This window comes from Paucilactobacillus nenjiangensis (assembly GCF_008632615.1).
GTDB lineage: Bacteria > Bacillota > Bacilli > Lactobacillales > Lactobacillaceae > Paucilactobacillus > Paucilactobacillus nenjiangensis.
The window spans coordinates 907,595-926,080 of the sequence record NZ_CP043939.1; the positions used below are offsets into that span (position 1 = coordinate 907,595).

Consider the following 18,486-nt stretch of genomic DNA (forward strand, 5'->3'; position numbering starts at 1 on the left):
AGGCCTCAGGAGATTTTTTCCTGAGGCCGTCTTTGTTACTTCAATAAACGAGCATTAATTTTATTAATTTCCTTTTTCGTCTGCAGCATAGAAATGATCCAAATTATGCTGTAAATAATTCCAAATTCAACGAAAAATGCTGAAATATTAAACAAGGAGAATGGAAACCACCCAGCTATTAAGGCAAGCGGCAAAAAGAGGAAAAAGGTAATACCGAAATGAACAATCGTCATTTTAGTGATACTCCAGTCAAATTCTGAAAAAATTAAATTTGTACAGGAAAAAACGCCTCCGATGACTGCCCAAATTATGACGGATACCAACATCGCGTTTGTTTGATTGTGAAAATGGTTTAAAAAACGCGGAGGTGCGGGAACATATTCATTTAATTTCAACAAATAACTAAATGCAAGAGAAATCAGTAATCCAGCATTTACGCCGATTACGGCGCCTTTGGTTAATTGTAATAAAATTTTTTTTATCATAATAATCGCTCCTTTATTTTGGGTAAGTATCGTCTCGAGGAACTGGTTTGCTCGTTGTTTTTAAAATGAATATTGATAATTCCGTTTTTTGTTAGTTCTAATCTGTCTAAATAATGGATGTTAATGATTTCCGTATTCGAAATTCGAATAAAGTTATCAGGCAAGATGGCTTCAAGTTCATAAAGACGAGAATTTAGAATTATCTCTTCAGTCAACGTAACACCAAACACCTTCTTTTGAGCAGTATAGATTCTCACAAAATTTTGAGTGGGTTGGGAAAGTGTTCTGTCATTAAGTGTTCCCGTCAACGAATGGGGTTTATTTTCAATGTTGCGAATGATTTGTTCAATCTCTACATTCATTTGTTTAGCTTGCAGAACAATTAGATTATCAATTAGTTGTTCATTTTGCATAAAATTAACTTTCATTTTGGGTCCTCCTTCCCCTTATCAAAAGAATAACCCAGTGACTTTAATAATTCTATCTTTTAAGGATGAGTGGTTTGTGGGGGAGGATAGTTGGCCATTTTTCTATTGAGATTTTTTTAAATTCAGCTTAAGTTTTTGCACTTCAGTAAAACTTTGCAAAAAATTAATTGCGTCCGGTACGTTTCAACGATAGAATAGTAAGGATTGAAACAAAAGGAAGTTGGTACTAGTATATTGCGCGCAGATGGTGGAAAATTAGATTTATCAGGGAATCTTAATGCTCAAGAGCAAATGGTCCAGGGGTCTGTTTGGATGACTGCAGGGAGCATTTTTTCGCGAATCCTTGGTGCGATTTATATCATTCCATGGGTAACATGGCTAGGGGCATATAGTGATCAAGCTAATGCCTTATTTAGTAAAGGCTATAATATCTATAGTCTGTTCTTAATGGCGGCTACTGCCGGGATTCCTGCCGCAGTCTCTAAGTTGGTATCACATTACAATGAGTTAAATGAATATGGAGTGGGACGGCGTCTTTATAAGCATGGGATGCTGGTATCTGCGTTTACCGGTTTAATTTCAGCGATGATTTTATTCTTTGGTGCGCCACTGTTGGCCAACGGGGATGCTAATGTAGTCCCGGTATTACGTTCACTAGCAGTAGCTGTTTTGGTGATTCCGGGGATGAGTCTCAGTCGGGGCTTATTTCAGGGATATCATCAAATGGCACCTTCTGCCATTTCACAATTTAATGAGCAACTGTTCCGCGTTATTTATATGTTGGCAAGTACATATGTCATCATGAAAATTATGCATGGTAGTTGGAAAACTGCCGTGGTGCATTCAACTTTTGCCGCCTTTATTGGAGCAATTGGTGGCATTATCATTCTGGGCTATTACTGGTTAAAGAACCGGAAGCAAATGAATGATCTTAGAGACAATAGTAATGATGAACTCGTGATTTCATCTTGGACTCTGATTAAAGATATTATTATTCAGGCCATCCCATTCGTTATCGTAAGTTCTGGGACGATTATTTTTCAATTAATTGATCAGTATACTTTCTTTGATGCAATGCAGCGTGTCGGTAGTTACTCGATGTGGCAGTTAAATCAGTTGTGGGCACTATTTTCATTTAATGCCAACAAGTTGATTATGATTGTTATTTCCTTAGCGTCAGCGATGTCAGAAGCTGTAATTCCACTGTTATCAGCTGCACGAGCTCGAAAAGATAATCGGGATATTCGTAATCAAATTTCCAATGCATTAATGCTCTTTTATTTTGTCATGATTCCTGCTGCACTAGGATTAGCAGCAGTCTCAACACCAATTTATACGGTGTTCTATCGTTACAGTGCTAGTGGCTCAACAATTCTAGAAATCTCAGCGTACGTTGCAATTTTTATGGGACTATTTACAATCGTCGCTGCAATTATGCAAGGCGTTTCGGAAAACATAAAGACTTTGAAAATGTTAGGTATTGGCTTGCTGGTCAAATTAGTTTTGCAGTACCCGATGATTTTCATGTTTAAGACGATTGGACCGCTGTTGTCGACTGGTGTCGGGATGGCAGTGACGAGTTATCTGATTATTCATTCGTTAAATAATGAGTTTCACATTCCATTTAGAAAGATGTTCAAAACGATTAATCAAATTTTACTGTATTCAATTATTACTTATGCAGTAGCAAAATTGATTGTGACGTTACTTTACTTCGTGATTGATCCAAGTGGACGGGTGACCGCTGCCTTGGTATTAATTCCAGCTGTGGCTGGTGGTGGCTTGGTCTACGTCTATCTTGTTTTGAAATCAAGATTGGCACAGATGCTGCTTGGACCTAGAATGGATAGTTTACGGATTAAGTTGCACATTAAATAGGGGTACTCAATGAGATTAGACAAGTATTTACGAGAACAGCAAGTGGGTTCGCGCAACGAAGTTCATGAATTGATTAAGCACAATCGGGTGACGGTCGATGGTCAAGTGGCTAAGAAATATGATTTCAAAGTCAAGCCCGACGAACATGAAGTGGCTGTTGATGGTAAGCCAATTAAATATCAAGCCGAATATTTTTATTTGGTGAATAAACCAGCTGGTGTTATCACTGCTACCAGTGACGAAAAAGAGAAAACGGTGATGGATTTATTTACACCGGAAGATTACCGAACGGATTTATTTCCGGTGGGTCGGTTAGATAAAGATACGACTGGAATTATTTTAGTGATGATGGATGGTAAGTTAGGGCACCGCTTGGCTTCGCCAAAAAGTAAAACACGCAAAACTTATTTAGCGACGGTGACGGGACAAATTGCTGACACTGATTTACAACAACTCAAGGATGGCATTGAGTTGAAGGACGGCACAACTGCGGTGGCTGATGACGCGCGGTTGATTAGTCAAGATCCTGATTCGGTGGTTGAATTGACATTGCATGAAGGTAAATATCATGAAGTAAAGCGGATGTTTGGCGCTTTTGGCGAAAAAGTAGTTAAGCTGCATCGAGTTTCCTTTGCAGGATTAACTGATGAAGCCTTACTTCCTGGCGAATATCGTGAACTTACTTTGTCTGAAATTGAGGAATTAAAAAAGCTCTAGACTAAAATGTCTAGAGTTTTTCTAATTGGCATAACGTTTCATGAAACTAGGCAGCGCTTGGCTGATTTGATGAGGCAACACTACGTATTGTGATTGTGCTAGCTCTTCTGCAATTGCACTGTGTGTGTAAACTGCTGCTAAAACTGCATTTTGTTGATTTTCAAATTGTGCGGTAAAGCCACCAATCATACCGGCTAAGGTATCACCCATACCGCCAGTTGCTTGGGCAGGAGTGCCAATTGGTAATTGATAGGTATCGGTTTTGGTGTAAATTTCTGAATGATGTTTCTTTAAAACAATGGTCGCATTAAATTGTTTTTGGACAACTTGGTTGGCTTCTACGGTCTGTTCACCAATTTTGATACCGGATAAACGTTGCCATTCCATTTCGTGTGGGGTATAAATTAAGTTTCCAGCAGGAGTATCAATTTTGTGAGCTGCAAGCAGTGTGATGGCCGATCCGTCGATAATGACGGTTTGGTCAGCGTTAGTATTGGCTAACACCGTCGCTAAGACTTCTTCACTATGGAAATCTTCACCTAAACCGGGACCGACGACAACCGTTGTAGCGTCACTAACTAGTTGACTTAATTTTACTTTATCGTAGTAATTGACAAACATAGTTTCTGGCAAATTAGCGTGTAAACTACTGAGATTACTAGTATCAGTTCCTGTAGTCACTAATCCAGCACCTGCGTACACTGCAGCCGTTGAAGCCATGATGATGGCACCGCCAAAATTGGCATTACCACCGACAAGTACGATTCGACCGTATGTGCCCTTATAACTATTGTCAGGTCGAGTACGAATTGTTTTAGTAAGTATATCTTCAGATAGAGTCAGCATTGTTAATCAGTCCTTGTTAGTTTTCTTAATTATATCATTTTTACTCAATACACCAAATTTAAAAATAAGATTCACTGAATTATGTTACAATATAACTAAGTTTTTAAGCAATTGGAGGTTAATTTAGTTATGGTCAATTGGCAAGCTAAAGCCCAAGAACAACAAGAAGAATATATTAATGATTTAATTACAATGATGAAAATCCCCAGTGTTCGGGATGATGCACAAGCAACAGATGAATTTCCACTTGGACCAGAACCAGCAACTGCCCTAAAGGTATTTTTAGAAATGGCCCAGCAAGATGGTTTTAAAGTTAAGAATATTGACAATGTAGTCGGTTACGCACAATGGGGTGAAGGAGACGAAACCTTAGCGATTTTGGCTCATGTGGATGTCATGCCGGCCGGAAATGGCTGGGATACGGATCCCTTTAATCCAGTAATTAAAGATGGCAACTTTTATGGTCGTGGTGCCTCTGACGACAAGGGGCCCGGAATGGCGGCTTATTATGCCATGAAAACTTTGAAAGATATGGGAGTTGTCCCTAATAAAACTGTCCGCTTTATTGTTGGTACAGACGAAGAAAGTAATTGGACCGGAATGAAACGGTATTTTGAAGTTGAACCTGCGCCAACTTATGGTTTCTCACCCGATGCAAGTTTTCCATTAATCAACGGTGAAAAAGGCAATTTTTCTTTAAAAGTTGATTTTAAAGGAGCTAATGATGGGCGCGTTAAATTGGTTTCCTTTGATTCAGGATTACGTCCTAATATGGTTCCTCGTGATGCCGAAGCCGTGATTGAAGGCGGCGAACTGACCCAATTAATGCAGGCCTTAGATGAGTATCTAGCACAAACTTCTGTAACTGGAAAAGTGATTCAAGATGGTGAACAATTTACCATTAGCTTTGTCGGAAAAGCAGCTCACGGTATGGAACCCAAAAATGGAGACAATGCCGGAACATATTTGGCCAACTTCCTGAAACACCAAGATATTCATGGCGACGCCGGTGATTTTCTTGAATTTGTCGGATCATATTTACATGTTGATTCTAGATTAAAAAATTTCGAACTCGATTACACTGATGAATTAATGGGTGAGTTGACCATGAATGTTGGCTTAATGAATTTTAAAGCCGAAGATGGTGGTCAAATTGATTTGAATTTCCGTTATCCACAAGGAATTACGCCGAATGATATTCAAGTCGGTATTAATAAGGTGACCGACAAACTGCATGCCTTTACCTATCAATTAGAGGGGATGTTGCCACATTATGTTTCAACTGATGATCCGTTAGTTGTTTCTTTGATGGCATCTTATCGTGAAATCACTGGCGACGTTGATGCATTGCCTGAAGTAGTCGGTGGTGGGACATATGGTCGGATGATGGAACGTGGCGTTGCATTTGGCGCACTTTTCCCACATACACCTGATACCATGCATCAAGTGAATGAATTTCAGCCAGTTGATGATTTAATTACTGCAATGGCCATTTATATGGATGGAATCAACCGATTGATTACGGATTAAATGACCATATCATTACCATTCGTGTTATAATTATGCTACAATTTAATTAGGAAATAAATAATATTTAATTGTAGTCTAATCTTATGGAGGTGCCGGTTATGAGCAAATATTCAAATGTATTAGTCGGAATTGATGGATCTAAACAATCAGAGATGGCTTTAAACAAAGCGATTTCGATTGCTGCACAAAATGGTGCAATTTTATCATTACTTAGTGTGATTAACGGAGAAAGATTTCCCAATACCAGTACGGTCGGATATGGATTCATTGACAGGAGTGTTTATGATTCCTCGGTTTCTGAAATGGAGAAAAAACTCGCCGAATATAAGAAGACAGCTTTAGCAGCGGGCGTCAAAGACGTCGTTACCGATGTTAAAATTGGTAATGCTAAAGTTGAGTTAGGCAATGACTATCCACAAGATAATGATGTTGATTTAATTGTGGTGGGGGCAACTGGCCTGAACTTTATTGGTCGGATGATTGTCGGATCAACTGCTGCATATGTTATCCGTGAATCACCTTGCGATGTTATTGTCGTTAAAACTGATGAGAATAATCAAGCCGTCGATTTACAAAAGACAACTTATCCAGAAATTTAAATAGTAATACTAAATGATCATCTTCGGATGGTCATTTTTTTAACGTAAAAACAAAAATTTTTTCGTACTTAATAAGTGTGACTACTTATTAGGAGTGAAAAAATGAAAAGTAAGCAGATATTAATAAGTCTAATTGTGGGGATATTTTTATTTGGTGCCATTAGTGTTGATGCCGATGATGTTAATTCAAAGGATGAAATCCTGACTAGTTCCAGTTCTGAGTCTATTGATTCAACTTCCAAAGTTGAGGATGAATTACATAAGAAAATTACTGATCAGGCCACTGCCAACATTATTAGTGGCCATCTGGTCAGGAGAGAAGAATTTGATACTAAAAATGATTATATTTTGTACACCGAAATATATGCCAATTTAAAAGTTGAATATAAAAAAGGTGAAAAAAAAGGACGTACAGACGGATATAAACATCAAACTCACGATGTGAACAATAAAAGTGAAGTGTTTCAAGCAGGTTATCAAGAGGGGGTACGATTAGGCAATGAAATCTATGAATTGAAACATGAATCACATGATAATAGCAGTTCAGCGACAAGGTCTGTTGAATCGGAAATGAAGCAAACGACACCCAGTCATGATGTTCATAAGGACATTCATGCACCGATTAGTTATGCGGAGCAGACCAATGAAATCAATCCACCCAATTCAGTGGATGAATCGTCATTACTAAATACACTGTTACAACTGCCAGAATTGCCAGCTTTACCATTAGGACCAATTATTGAAAGCCACCAGGCATTTATCGATTTAATTGCGTTAGACGCTGTTAAAATTGCTCGAAAAAATGATTTGTATCCATCCGTAATGATTGCTCAAGCTGCATTGGAAAGTTCATGGGGGACCAGTGATCTCTCACGACCAGATATTTATAACCTGTTTGGCGTCAAAGGTGGTTATAAGGGTAGTTCGATTCAAATGAAAACACAAGAGGATAACGGGTCAGGCGAACTTCAATATGTAAATGCCGATTTTAGGCAATATCATTCTTTTTCGGAGTCGTTACAAGACTATGCCACCGTTCTTAACCAACCCATGTTTATGATGGTTAAAAGAAGTGTCTGTGCAAATTATCAAGAGGTGACCTTGAAGTTGACGGGAACGTATGCCACAGATACGCAATATAACCTCAAACTGAATCAAATTATTGAAACTTATCATTTAACTAAGTTCGATAAAAAGACAGGGGTTAAACCACTAACGGCGATTGTCATTCCCAAAAGTGCGTTTGTTTTCGAGCAGTCTAATAAACACGTACAAACGCGTCGACAACATAAGGATTCCATCAAGATTAATGTGATGGGTCAATGTGTCATGGTAATTATTACCATGTTAATTGTATTAAAAAAGCCAACTGTCAAAAAATGACAATTGGCAAGTTGGTTATCTAAAAGATTTGAGAGCAGTATCAATTTGGCCTAACACGATATCAATATTGTGAGGGTTCTCAAGATCATACTTTTGTAAATCAATTTTGATTTTAGGGCTAACATCATAGTCATCAAACCATGATTTGTAAGCCGTCCACATTTTATAATAATATGATTCAAGCTCTGGATTGTTGTCGAATTGTTCGTAATCACGTCCACGTTTTTTGATGCGATAAAGGATCGTTTCAAAATCTGTTTCAGCATAGACTAATAAATCAGGTGCTTTTTTGGGTAATTGTTGTAAATCATCCATCATGTTATCTAGTAGATTTAAGTAGACGCCCAGTTCAGTATCAGTAATATTGCCTTCAGCATTATTTTCTTTAGTAAATAATGCATCCTCATAAATTGATCGATCTAAAACGTTGTTATCATCTGCCAACGCGCTTTTAATCATTGAAAAACGTTTATTGAGAAAATAGATTTGAAGTAAGAATCCGTATTGTTTAGGATCTTTGTAATATAAGGGGAGAACTGGATTCTCACCAACTGGTTCGAAAAATGCTTTTGTACCTAAATGTTCGGCAATTTGTCCGGTTAGGGTTGTTTTACCGACACCAATCATACCTGCTGTTATAATCACCATAATGGTCCTTCTTTACTTTAGAATAGAAAACTCAATGCATAATAGCTTACTACATTTTTCCGCTAAATAAAACTGATTGAGATTTAACTTGTATATAGCAAAAAGCCATTCTGAATGAATACAAATGATTATTACAGTTTCTTATCAAACAAATGAGTTATTCAGATTGTTTTTCTAATAAATCACGAATGTCCTTTAAATATTCTTCTTCTTTGGAAGGAGCCACAGTTTTTTCCTGCTTTTTAACAAATTTGTTAATTGCCTTAATCATGAGAAAAACGACAAAGGCGATAATTAAAAAATTAATGATATCGTTAATAAAGGTTCCGACTTTGAATTGAGCAGAGCCGATGGTTAAAACAATTTTTGAAAAATCAACTTTACCTAAGAATACTCCTAATAAAGGACTAATTAGGTTTTCAGTGAAAGATTTAACGACGGCAGTGAAGGCAGCTCCAATAATAACCCCAACAGCCAGATCAACAACATTTCCTCGTGAGATAAAATTTTTAAATTCTGAAATCATAAGTTTCCTCCTGTGAAATAATATTTAATGTATACTATGTATTATCAATATACCATAAGGGAAAGTAATGCCTAAAGTAAATCGCGGTAAATGAGAGTGAAATCAGATTAATGAATAATGAATTGAAACAAGAATTAATATTTGCTAAACAAAATAATGAATTAGTTGCTATATACAACTTCGCATCGGACGACACTTTTACAGTTGGGTATGTTGTTGCCATGGATAGTCTGTTTGTGTTGATCTTAGGCTTAGATATGGATAGTAAAATTAATGGCTTGAATGCAGTACGCCTAACCAGTATTCATGATGTGAAGCGAGATAATGATTATTTATTGAATGTCAAAATTCGGGAACAAAACGCAAAAAAATACGGATATTATGATGTTTGGAAATTGGAGCAATTTTTAACCAGCACCAAATATGGCCAACAGCCAATTTTAATTCAGATGTTAACCGAAGCGTTTGAACAAGAAGAACCCATTGTGATTGGAACGAAAGAATTTAAAGATCGTGATGATTTTGATGGTTATCTTGCATCGCTCGACGCGGTGAAACTGACGTTAAATTATTTAAATTTTGAAGACTTGTCTTCTTTATGGACACGGGATATTTTATTAGCAGATATTGATTATTTGCGAGTGAAGGGTATGCAAGCCCATAACAGCGCCACGATTTTAAAAGAGATTTTTAATTTTCCCGAACAAAATTAAATTGCAAAAAAAGCAACTAGGAGAATAAGTTTCTCTTAGTTGCTTTTTTTTCATGTCATTACTATCTGTAATTTGGCTTCATTGGTCAATTCGTTCACCTAGCTCAGTTAATTCAATTTCAAACAAGCGAAATTATCATTAACTAAGCTAGAAGCTCACGAACTGAACGACTCGCGCAGCACTATACTTTAATTAGAAATTTCAATCTTACCATTGGTAGTAGTGGCAACAATTTTGTTAGTTGCATTTTCATTTTGATTTAGGTTGGAACTTTGGTGATTACCGAAGAGATGAATTGAACCATTAGTTGACGTTAATTGGTAACCTTCAGTGATTGGGTTTTCAATTTCAATTTTACCGTTGTCATTAGATAGGGTAACTGTTTGATTGAAAGTAACATCGTCTAATTCAAGTGAGCCATTTTCATTTTCAATTCGGCCACTAGTAAAGGTACTATTCTCGGCAGATACTGAGCCGTTGGTTTGTTTGATATTAACATTAGTTAAGTTCGAATTTTCAAGGTCAATTTCACCGTTGGTACTGGTAATATGTCCACCACCGGTAACAATTAGATTGTTAGCATCTAATGATGAATCGGTATCGAGATTAATATTGTTAGCGGTAATGTTATTGATTTCTAGTTCGTAATAGTTCGTTGAACCTGTAACATCGTCAAGTTTAGTACCATTTGGAACCGTGATAATAATTTCGTTATCATGATCGTTGAATCCAAATGTGCCAGATTCGTTTTCAGCTGACTCAATGGTCAAAGCTTTATGACTGACCGCCACTTTAGGCTTATCCATTTTTGAGCCTTTAACTTCGACAGAGTAATTGGTGCCAGATTTTATTTTTACTTCATAATTGTTTGTATCTAGGTGAATCGAATTAAACTTCGACACTTGTTTCGTTTGATTGATGCGGCGATCAATTTTTAAGCCATTTTGCCAAACTAAGCTTGTTGATGCACCATTTGAAAGTCCAATAAAGGCAAGAATTGCACCAATAATAAAGATGATTGCACCAATAATAATAGTCTTTTTCATGATTATTTGGCCTCCTGTGGTGTTTTATGGTCGTGGACAAACAATTTATAGATAATAATGTTGATGATTGAGAGCAAAAAGACAACAGCATCAACTAGCAGGCAGACAATCGTTAATCCGCCAATTTCTAAACTGAGTAAAATCGTTCCGGCAATCGTTAAGACTAGCGCATGACCAAATGTCATTATGCCAAAGAGTAGACCGCAAACACCCAAGATGATGCTGGCAATAGCTAACAGGCAGAAAAATTTTTTCATAATTAATGTGCCTCCTTTGCCGTGTTTTTTGAAGTAACAAATCGATTATATAAGAAACGTGAAAAGTTGGCCGTCATTTGAATTAGTGCTCGAACGACGACGTAACTAATTGGTAAGGCTACTAAACCTAAGCCAAAGATTGCCAGACCGCCACCGATAAAGAGGACGGCAGTTGACCACGATTGACCGATAATTGCTAATCCAGAGAAGAAGGCAGCAATTCCAACGGCGAAGAATCCAATGATAACAACGAATATACAGGCAATCACGGCCAATACACCAATTAATAAGCCAGCAATTGTGCCAATGATGGCAATGGCTAGTGGAAGTGCAATTGGGGCAGCAAATATGGCTAAGATGACTAACCAAATCATGCGGATGTTTTTCTTAGATTTAGGTTCATAACGAGGAACCCCAGCTGTTGCGTCGTCAACCGCCTTAATAGAGTAATCTGCTAAAATTTTACGAGATAATTGCTTGGGAGTCCCAAGTTGAGCGATGATTTCATCTTCGGTAGTTAAACCGGCATCTAAAATGTACTCATTGTAAAAGTCGAGCACATCATCACGTTCGTCAGACGTGAGATTAGATAAATAGCTGGTTAATTCTTCGATGTATTTATTACTTTCCATTATCCTTTTCCTCCTAAAACGTTATCTAGTGTTTCTTTGTATTCATGCCAATCATTTTTGATTTCGATGAGGCGATCGAGCCCGGCATCGGTAATTTTATAGTAGCGACGGTTACGTCCTTGATAGGCTTCATCATAAGTTTCAAGCCAGTTTTCTTTCTTCAGTCGTCTCAGTACAGGGTACATTGTCGATTCAGATACTGGGGAGAACTCTTGCACGCGTTGAGTTAAAGTATAACCATAATAATCTTCTTTGCTCAACAAAGCCAATACACAACCATCTAGTAATTCTGTGGTTATTGAAATACTCATGATTATTTCTCCTGTCATATTATATTCAATATAGTATTAATTCATTTACAATATAACAACTGCATATATAATTGTCAACAGATAAGTTTGTTTCATGGTATAATTTCATATATATTTTAAGGAGTTAATAATGAAAAAAGATATTTTATTCCCAATTATATTAATCCCATTGGTGGTCTTTGCCATCATTGGAGTAATCACCTATCTGAAACTAATTTCAGGGATTCTCCTGATTGTTGTCTGGATTGTTGGTTTCTTACTGGCATCAGTCGGCATCACGTACGTGGTGACTCAAGAACAATTGCGAATCTTGAAAGAGGAGGATAAGAAAAAAGATGATGAATAATCAGTACCTGAATCAACAGCAGCGGCCAGGGCTGTTCACGAGAGTGATGATAATCTTCGCGATGTTTGTGGTCATTCAATTACCACCAGAAATTTTAGCCATTATTAAGTACGTGAAAGGTAATGCACTGCTGACCGGTTTGTCGGTGGTGGCATACTTAGCGTTATTTGGAGTGATTATTTACGGTACGTGGCAGTTATATAGAAGATATCGGGTAATTTCCGTTCGCCCTGGAATTTTCATCGCTGATATTGGGATTGTGATTACCGGATATTTAGCTATTTTTGGGGGCCAAATCGTTCTTGGCATTTTAAATCAATTATTTTTTAATCAAAGTCAAACTGCTAATAATCAAGTTATTGAAGGCTTAATGAAAGATAATTCGGTGATTTTGATTGTCTTAAGCTTTTCAGCCATCTTTTTAACCCCGTTTGCCGAAGAACTAATTTTCCGGGGATTAATCACAAACTTATTCTTTAAAGCTGACAGTTTCTGGCCTAAGGTAATTTTATCAGGATTCATCTTTTCTTTAGGGCACGTTAGCACTAATATTATTAGCTTCCTGGTGTATTTCTACATGGGCGCCGTCTTAGCCTTCATTTACGTGAAAACGGGACGAATTCGCATTGCGATTATGTTGCACATGGTTAATAATGCAGTGGCGATTGTTGAAATGATTGCTTTATTACAAAAATAATCTGTTAGACAACAAAAGGGCGTTCACAGCTGTTGTGAGCGTCCTTTTTCATACCTTTAAAATTTAGCGAGAATGGTTTCTAATCGTTTAGAAATATCATTCACTTCTTGCACACGTTCGCGATATTCTTGATCAGTCATATTCAATTGATTTAATTTAGAACGAATTAAATTGACAATTTCATATTTCTGACTGGTTGCGGTGGTGGTGAGTTCAACTAGCACGCGTCGGTCATCATTGGGATCTTTATTACGAGTGACCCACCCATGAGTTTCTAACCGCTTTAGAAGTGGGGTTAGAGTTCCACTATCAAGGTTTACTGCCTGTCCTAATTGCCTGACGGTCATTGCCTCGTCGGTGTCCCATAAACTAGATAGGACTAAATATTGTGGATAAGTTAAGTTAAATTGTCCAAGCACCTCTGCGTAAAAATGGTTAAAGCGCTTGTTGGCTTCGTAAAGTGCAAAGCACATTTGTTTATCCTGGTTAATTAGGTCTTGTTGGCCGAATTCCATAATGTCAACTCCCTTATATTATTACAACGTATATTTTACATGATAAAAAAACATGAAACAAATATTTACGTTTGTGAAATTCACAATGTGAAATAAATAATTAAATAAATGTTTTTATTTTGCTGATAACAGTAGGATTGCCTATTTTTGGGAGTTAGTGACAAAAATGAAATTTCACAAGTGAATTAAATGACTTTGCTTACTAAAAATTAGTGGTATTCTGTCAATATTCAATAAATTTTTGATTGGAGAATGTGCATATGACAGAAGAGAAACGCTACGGTGCTGACGCAATTGTTGAGAGCTTGATTAATCATGGGGTGAAATACGTTTTTGGAATCCCAGGAGCTAAAATTGATCGCCTATTTGAATTATTGGAGCATCCAACAGATCCACGGACTCCCAAGCTGATTGTTTCTAGACATGAACAAAATGCCGGTTTCATTGCGGCTGGGATTGGTCGAATTACAGGTAAGCCAGGAGTAGTGATTTCAACGTCTGGTCCCGGTGCGACTAATTTAGCTACACCAGCAGTGACTGCCACTGCCGAAGGTGATCCACTGATTGCGATTGCGGGACAAGTTCCACGTCGTGATTTGTTCCGATTGACCCATCAAAGCATGGCCAATAAAGAATTATTTACACCAATTACAAAATATAGTGCAGAGATTGCGGATACTGAAAATATTTCAGAAGTTTTTGCCAACGCCTTTCGAATGGCAAGTGAAGGTAAACAGGGAACTAGTTTCATTAGTATTCCACAAGATATTGATGATGGTGAAGTCACGACGCCAAGTCTCAAACCAATGAATGAACCTAAATTAGGGTCTGCTGATCAACAATCTATCACTGATTTAGCTGACAAAATTAAACATGCCAAATTACCAGTTTTGTTGGCGGGGATGCGTGCATCTTCACCAGAAGCTGCGGCTGCCATTCAAAAATTGATTAAAGCTGCCAAATTACCCGTTGTTGAAACCTTTCAAGGCGCTGGCATTATCTCTCGTGAGTTGGAAAAAGATTATTTCTTCGGCCGGGTCGGGTTATTTAGAAATCAACCGGGTGATAAGTTATTAAAACATTCCGATTTAGTGATTACGGTTGGTTATGATGCAATTGAATATGAACCACGTAATTGGAATGCGGAACAAGATGCCAATATTACGGTTATTGATACTACGGCGCCACAGCTAGACAAACATTTCCAACCAGATACAGAATTGATTGGTGATATTACTGCAACAGTATCAAATTTAGCTGATCAAGTTGAAAATTATCAACCAGATCAAGAATCACGACAATATTTGATGGAGTTTCATCAAGAAATTGATGCCGACGTTGACCAACCAGTTCCAGCCGGTCAAGGTAATTTGAATCATCCTTTGGCAGTGATTAAAGAATTGCAACAACGGGTCACTGATGACATGACAGTTTCCGTTGATATCGGGAGTCATTATATTTGGATGGCGCGTCATTTTAGAAGTTATACACCTAGACATTTACTTTTCAGTAATGGCATGCAGACATTAGGAGTAGGGCTACCATGGTCAATTGCGGCGGCGCTCGAACGTCCTAATGCCAAGTCGATTTCAGTGTCTGGGGATGCCGGCTTTACCTTTTCATCACAAGAATTAGAAGTTGCAGTTCGTTTGAAATTGAACACGGTGCACTTCATTTGGAATGATGGCTATTACGATATGGTACGATTCCAAGAAATTTTGAAATATGGTCAAGATGCAGGGGTCAAAGTGGGACCAATTGATTACGTTAAATATGCTGAGAGTTTTGGTGCCAAAGGATTACGTGTTGACTCACCTGACCAATTAGGTACAATTATTGATGAAGCATTTGCCACACCAGGACCAGTGGTCGTCGATATTCCAATCGATTATTCACATAACGCTGATTTAGGGAAGACATTGTTAGCGGATCAATTTTAGGCATAAAGGGAGATAACAAGAATGAAAGATACAACAACTGTTTATCAACATGGCACGTTAGCTATGCTTGTGGTCGGTTTATTTGAGGGAACATTACCAGTTAGCGAATTGATGAAACATGGGGACACTGGAATTGGAACTGCCAATGATTTTGATGGTGAATTGGTCATTGTCGATGGAACCGTTTATCAAGTTGTTGAATCTGGCGAAGTTAAAGTTCTAGCACCAGACGATAAGATACCTTTTGCTTCAGTCCATTTTCATCAATCGCGGCCTGCAGTCACCATCAATAATACTAATGGCGTTGAATTAGAACACCAACTTGAAAATAATTATCAGTTTGGCAATTCATTTGTCGGGATTAATATTCAGGGGGCCTTTAAACGGATGCACACACGGGTTGTGCCTAAGCAATCTAAACCTTATCCTAAATTATCGGCTGCTATCAAGGTACAACCAAAATTTAGTCAGGAGAATGTGACTGGAACGATTGTGGGTTACTATGCACCATTTCTATTCCAGGGGGCTACAGTCGGTGGCTTTCACTTGCATTTCATCAATGATGCTCATGATTTTGGTGGGCACATTTTAGATTTTGAAATTGATCAAGCTGAAGTTGAAGTACAACCACTCGAAAATTTGCTGCAACATCTACCAATTAATGATAAAAATTTTCAAGCTGCTAACCTTAATTTGCAAAATATGAACGAAGAAATTGAATCTGCTGAACACTAGATAAATAAAATTTTATGCAAAAGTACATTTAAATGTCTGGGGAATTATGGCTATCAATTCCAACCGGACAAAATGCTTATAAATGTGGAAATAGAGCGATTAACATTACTTGAAATAATGTTAATCGCTTTTTAATTGTATAAAATTATTATCATGTATAAAAATAATTAAAATTTAGCTTGTTAATGCACATATAGCAATATTATTTATCTTTAATTAACCTTATTTATAATCTTATAATATTCATTGTGAAATAAATAATTTAATTACGGGAGGGGCTTTTTTGGTATGTCTATGAATAAACAGACATTGAATTTAGTAAATAATAATGATCGGCAAGAACACTATCGATTGCGGAAAATCGGTAAACATTTTGTTAATCAAATGTTGGTTGGAACGGTAATCGCAGGGGGATTATTGCTGTCTCAAGAGTTGAGTGTTGAAGCAAGTCAGACTGATAGCGTGGCTTCTAACAACGTGCAAACTGTGGTCTCAGATGCAAACGATAATGGCAAGTCAGTAATTTTATCAAATACTGATAGTAATGCCGGTGCTTCTTCGGATAACGTGAATAAGGCTAGTGTACAAGATAGCAAAACTGATGCGTCAAGCGATAACTCTACTGCTGATTCTGGCAATAGTACATCTGATAATTTAGATAGTGCTGCCTCAAGTGCCAATTTAGCAAGCACCACGACACCGGTCAAGACTGTTAGTGCGTCCGAAGACGATACTTATGAATCTGCAGCGCCCGCAACACAAAATACGACGGCGGTACCAGTTCGAGATGGATCGGCAAATAGTACTACTCAGGTGGGCACAGTTGCTGATTTTATTAGTGATGTGAATAACAATACCGGTAATACTGCGCCTAATGTTTTAGGTAGTGAATTTGCCCAAGCGGCAATTTATTTAATGAACAAAAATAATATTGGTAGCGTCAAGAATCTTGTGTAAATGAAATGCCTTCGTACATATAATATGTATCTAACTTAAATAAATGATGCTTCCAAGGTGTCCTGGAGTCCTTTGAACCCTCAGTGGATCCGCTTCAGAGACTTCTCGTTATAAACATTAAACTGAGAAACCAGGAAGCGATCCAGTGAATCTTCCGTTGGAAATTGTTCTTTGTGGTGGGTGGTGCGCTTGAGATGCTTATTAAAGTTCTCAATCAGGTTAGTGGAGTATAGTGATTGCCGGATAGCTGGTGGAAAGTCCATGAAAGTGAGTAAATTCGGCATTTTAAGCAGATCTTTGATTAATTTGGGATAGGTCTGATGCCAGTTGTTGGCGAACTCATTCAGTTTCAGTTCGGCTGCTTCACGGTTGGCGGCCCGATGAACTTGTTTAAAGTCACTGATCACGGCCTTGCGGTCTTTTACGCGAACTTTGTTCATCAGATTCCGCCCAACATGAACCAGGCAACGTTGTCGTTTGGCTTTAGGGAAATGCCGATTCAAGCCTTCATCCAAACCAACTAACCCATCGGCCACAAACAACAGCACATCTTTAACGCCCTGCTTGATCAAGGTTCCCAGCAGTTCAGTCCAGATTCCAGTCGATTCCGTTGGCGCCACTTGGTAGTTCAGCACTTCTTTCGTACCATCTGGACGAATGCCAATCGCAATATGAACGGCTTCTTTTTGAACGGTATCCCGCTTTAACGGCAAGTAAGTGGCATCTAAGAAGATGGCCGCATATTGTGAAGCCAGTCGACGTTGCTGGAAAGCTTGAACCTGTTCATTGACGGCTTTAGTCATGTTGGAACCCGTGGCTTTGGAGTAGTGAGCACCGTACATTTTCTCAATAAGTTCGGCAATTTCAGCAGTGGTAATTCCCTTGGTATACAACTGAATGACCGTTGTTTCTAAATTATCACTGTGCCGACCGTAGGCTGGCAAGGTATGATTTTCAAACCGGCCATTGCGATCTCGAGGAATGGTTAAGTTAAGTTGGCCGTACTTCGTATCAAACGAGCGCTCATAACTGCCGTTGCGGTTATTACCAGTGTTAATCCCAGCGTATGAGTAGCGTTCGTAACCCAAAAACTCTACCAATTCGGTTTGAAGCAGCTGGTTAATCGCAATTTCGAGGTGGTGACGAAAAACTTCGTCCAAATCTTGCTTTTGGGCTAGTGCAGCGATAATTTCTGTGGTAAGTTCATTCATGGGGAATGCCTCCTGTGATGTTTTCTGTGATTACTAAATATCATAAGGGAAGGCATTCCCTATTTCTATACAATTCAGAAATCTTT

22 protein-coding genes are annotated in these 18,486 nt (G+C 38.0%); 11 read left to right on the forward strand and 11 right to left on the reverse strand.

Annotation, left to right across the window (positions count from 1 at the left end; genetic code table 11):
- Positions 1-35 precede the first annotated feature (35 nt).
- Together F0161_RS04590 and F0161_RS04595 are read right to left on the reverse strand one after the other, a co-directional pair.
- Complete coding sequence (locus F0161_RS04590; protein ID WP_150203857.1) at positions 36-485, reverse strand: DUF3021 domain-containing protein; 450 nt, start codon at positions 483-485, stop codon at positions 36-38.
- On the reverse strand, positions 482-913 hold the full coding sequence (locus F0161_RS04595; protein WP_137602199.1) for a LytTR family DNA-binding domain-containing protein: 432 nt from the start codon (positions 911-913) through the stop codon (positions 482-484). The genes F0161_RS04590 and F0161_RS04595 overlap by 4 nt, the downstream gene beginning before the upstream one ends.
- A gap of 291 nt (positions 914-1,204) precedes the next feature.
- Here F0161_RS04595 and F0161_RS04600 point away from each other — a divergent pair, with 291 nt between their 5' ends.
- The gene (locus tag F0161_RS04600; protein WP_150204637.1) at positions 1,205-2,791 is read left to right on the forward strand and encodes a putative polysaccharide biosynthesis protein; all 1,587 of its coding nucleotides are present in this window, start codon (positions 1,205-1,207) and stop codon (positions 2,789-2,791) included.
- 9 nt (positions 2,792-2,800) lie between these two features.
- Positions 2,801-3,508, forward strand: coding sequence for a pseudouridine synthase (locus F0161_RS04605; RefSeq protein ID WP_150203858.1), 708 nt, complete (start codon positions 2,801-2,803; stop codon positions 3,506-3,508).
- A 21-nt stretch (positions 3,509-3,529) separates the two neighbouring features.
- Here the strand turns inward: F0161_RS04605 and F0161_RS04610 are convergent, their stop codons facing one another.
- Entirely contained in the window at positions 3,530-4,354 is an 825-nt protein-coding gene (locus F0161_RS04610) for an NAD(P)H-hydrate dehydratase (protein WP_150203859.1), read from the reverse strand.
- A 129-nt stretch (positions 4,355-4,483) separates the two neighbouring features.
- Here F0161_RS04610 and pepV point away from each other — a divergent pair, with 129 nt between their 5' ends.
- The 3 genes from pepV (at position 4,484) to F0161_RS04625 (ending at position 7,866) form a co-directional block, all read left to right on the forward strand.
- On the forward strand, positions 4,484-5,884 hold the full coding sequence (gene pepV, locus F0161_RS04615; protein WP_150203860.1) for a dipeptidase PepV: 1,401 nt from the start codon (positions 4,484-4,486) through the stop codon (positions 5,882-5,884).
- Between the two features lie 98 nt (positions 5,885-5,982).
- Entirely contained in the window at positions 5,983-6,483 is a 501-nt protein-coding gene (locus tag F0161_RS04620) for a universal stress protein (RefSeq protein ID WP_225420308.1), read from the forward strand.
- Between the two features lie 102 nt (positions 6,484-6,585).
- Positions 6,586-7,866, forward strand: a complete 1,281-nt coding sequence (locus tag F0161_RS04625) for a glycoside hydrolase family 73 protein (protein ID WP_150203861.1) — start codon at positions 6,586-6,588, stop codon at positions 7,864-7,866.
- Positions 7,867-7,881: 15 nt separating this feature from the next.
- On the opposite strand, the gene F0161_RS04630 is transcribed toward F0161_RS04625, so the two are convergent.
- Both F0161_RS04630 and mscL read right to left on the reverse strand, forming a co-directional pair.
- Positions 7,882-8,514, reverse strand: coding sequence for a deoxynucleoside kinase (locus F0161_RS04630; protein WP_137602193.1), 633 nt, complete (start codon positions 8,512-8,514; stop codon positions 7,882-7,884).
- A gap of 157 nt (positions 8,515-8,671) precedes the next feature.
- Positions 8,672-9,040: a large-conductance mechanosensitive channel protein MscL gene (mscL, locus tag F0161_RS04635; RefSeq protein WP_137602192.1), complete on the reverse strand. Its 369-nt coding sequence runs from the start codon at positions 9,038-9,040 to the stop codon at positions 8,672-8,674.
- A 110-nt stretch (positions 9,041-9,150) separates the two neighbouring features.
- Between mscL and F0161_RS04640 the strand changes: the two genes are divergently transcribed.
- Positions 9,151-9,753 carry a hypothetical protein gene (locus F0161_RS04640; RefSeq protein ID WP_150203862.1) on the forward strand — a complete coding sequence of 201 codons (603 nt, stop codon included), beginning with the start codon at positions 9,151-9,153 and terminating at the stop codon, positions 9,751-9,753.
- Between the two features lie 188 nt (positions 9,754-9,941).
- Here F0161_RS04640 and F0161_RS04645 read toward each other — a convergent pair whose 3' ends face one another.
- The 4 genes from F0161_RS04645 to F0161_RS04660 are packed head-to-tail and all read right to left on the reverse strand — an operon-like array spanning position 9,942 to position 11,999.
- Positions 9,942-10,799, reverse strand: coding sequence for a DUF4097 family beta strand repeat-containing protein (locus tag F0161_RS04645; protein ID WP_137602190.1), 858 nt, complete (start codon positions 10,797-10,799; stop codon positions 9,942-9,944).
- A gap of 2 nt (positions 10,800-10,801) precedes the next feature.
- Entirely contained in the window at positions 10,802-11,056 is a 255-nt protein-coding gene (locus F0161_RS04650) for a hypothetical protein (RefSeq protein WP_137602189.1), read from the reverse strand.
- A gap of 2 nt (positions 11,057-11,058) precedes the next feature.
- Entirely contained in the window at positions 11,059-11,688 is a 630-nt protein-coding gene (locus F0161_RS04655) for a DUF1700 domain-containing protein (RefSeq protein ID WP_150203863.1), read from the reverse strand.
- Positions 11,688-11,999 (reverse strand): PadR family transcriptional regulator, encoded by a 312-nt coding sequence (locus F0161_RS04660; protein WP_137602187.1) that lies wholly within the window; start codon positions 11,997-11,999, stop codon positions 11,688-11,690. The genes F0161_RS04655 and F0161_RS04660 overlap by 1 nt, the downstream gene beginning before the upstream one ends.
- A 130-nt stretch (positions 12,000-12,129) precedes the next feature.
- On the opposite strand from F0161_RS04660, the gene F0161_RS04665 reads away from it, so the two are divergent.
- A complete protein-coding gene (locus tag F0161_RS04665) occupies positions 12,130-12,345 on the forward strand; it encodes a hypothetical protein (RefSeq protein ID WP_137602186.1) in 216 nt (71 codons plus the stop codon).
- Entirely contained in the window at positions 12,335-13,042 is a 708-nt protein-coding gene (locus F0161_RS04670; RefSeq protein WP_150203864.1) for a CPBP family intramembrane glutamic endopeptidase, read from the forward strand. Before F0161_RS04665 ends, F0161_RS04670 begins: the two co-directional genes overlap by 11 nt.
- Before the next feature lie 56 nt (positions 13,043-13,098).
- Here the strand turns inward: F0161_RS04670 and F0161_RS04675 are convergent, their stop codons facing one another.
- Positions 13,099-13,557, reverse strand: a complete 459-nt coding sequence (locus tag F0161_RS04675) for a MarR family winged helix-turn-helix transcriptional regulator (RefSeq protein ID WP_137602184.1) — start codon at positions 13,555-13,557, stop codon at positions 13,099-13,101.
- A gap of 260 nt (positions 13,558-13,817) precedes the next feature.
- Between F0161_RS04675 and alsS the strand changes: the two genes are divergently transcribed.
- The 3 genes from alsS to F0161_RS04690 all read left to right on the forward strand — a co-directional run bounded on the left by alsS (position 13,818) and on the right by F0161_RS04690 (position 17,189).
- A complete protein-coding gene (gene alsS, locus F0161_RS04680; protein WP_150203865.1) occupies positions 13,818-15,497 on the forward strand; it encodes an acetolactate synthase AlsS in 1,680 nt (559 codons plus the stop codon).
- 21 nt (positions 15,498-15,518) lie between these two features.
- Entirely contained in the window at positions 15,519-16,232 is a 714-nt protein-coding gene (gene budA / locus F0161_RS04685; protein ID WP_150203866.1) for an acetolactate decarboxylase, read from the forward strand.
- A 288-nt stretch (positions 16,233-16,520) separates the two neighbouring features.
- Positions 16,521-17,189: a hypothetical protein gene (locus tag F0161_RS04690; protein ID WP_150203867.1), complete on the forward strand. Its 669-nt coding sequence runs from the start codon at positions 16,521-16,523 to the stop codon at positions 17,187-17,189.
- 80 nt (positions 17,190-17,269) lie between these two features.
- On the opposite strand, the gene F0161_RS04695 is transcribed toward F0161_RS04690, so the two are convergent.
- Positions 17,270-18,400 carry an IS256 family transposase gene (locus tag F0161_RS04695; protein WP_150203868.1) on the reverse strand — a complete coding sequence of 377 codons (1,131 nt, stop codon included), beginning with the start codon at positions 18,398-18,400 and terminating at the stop codon, positions 17,270-17,272.
- Positions 18,401-18,486: the final 86 nt, after the last annotated feature.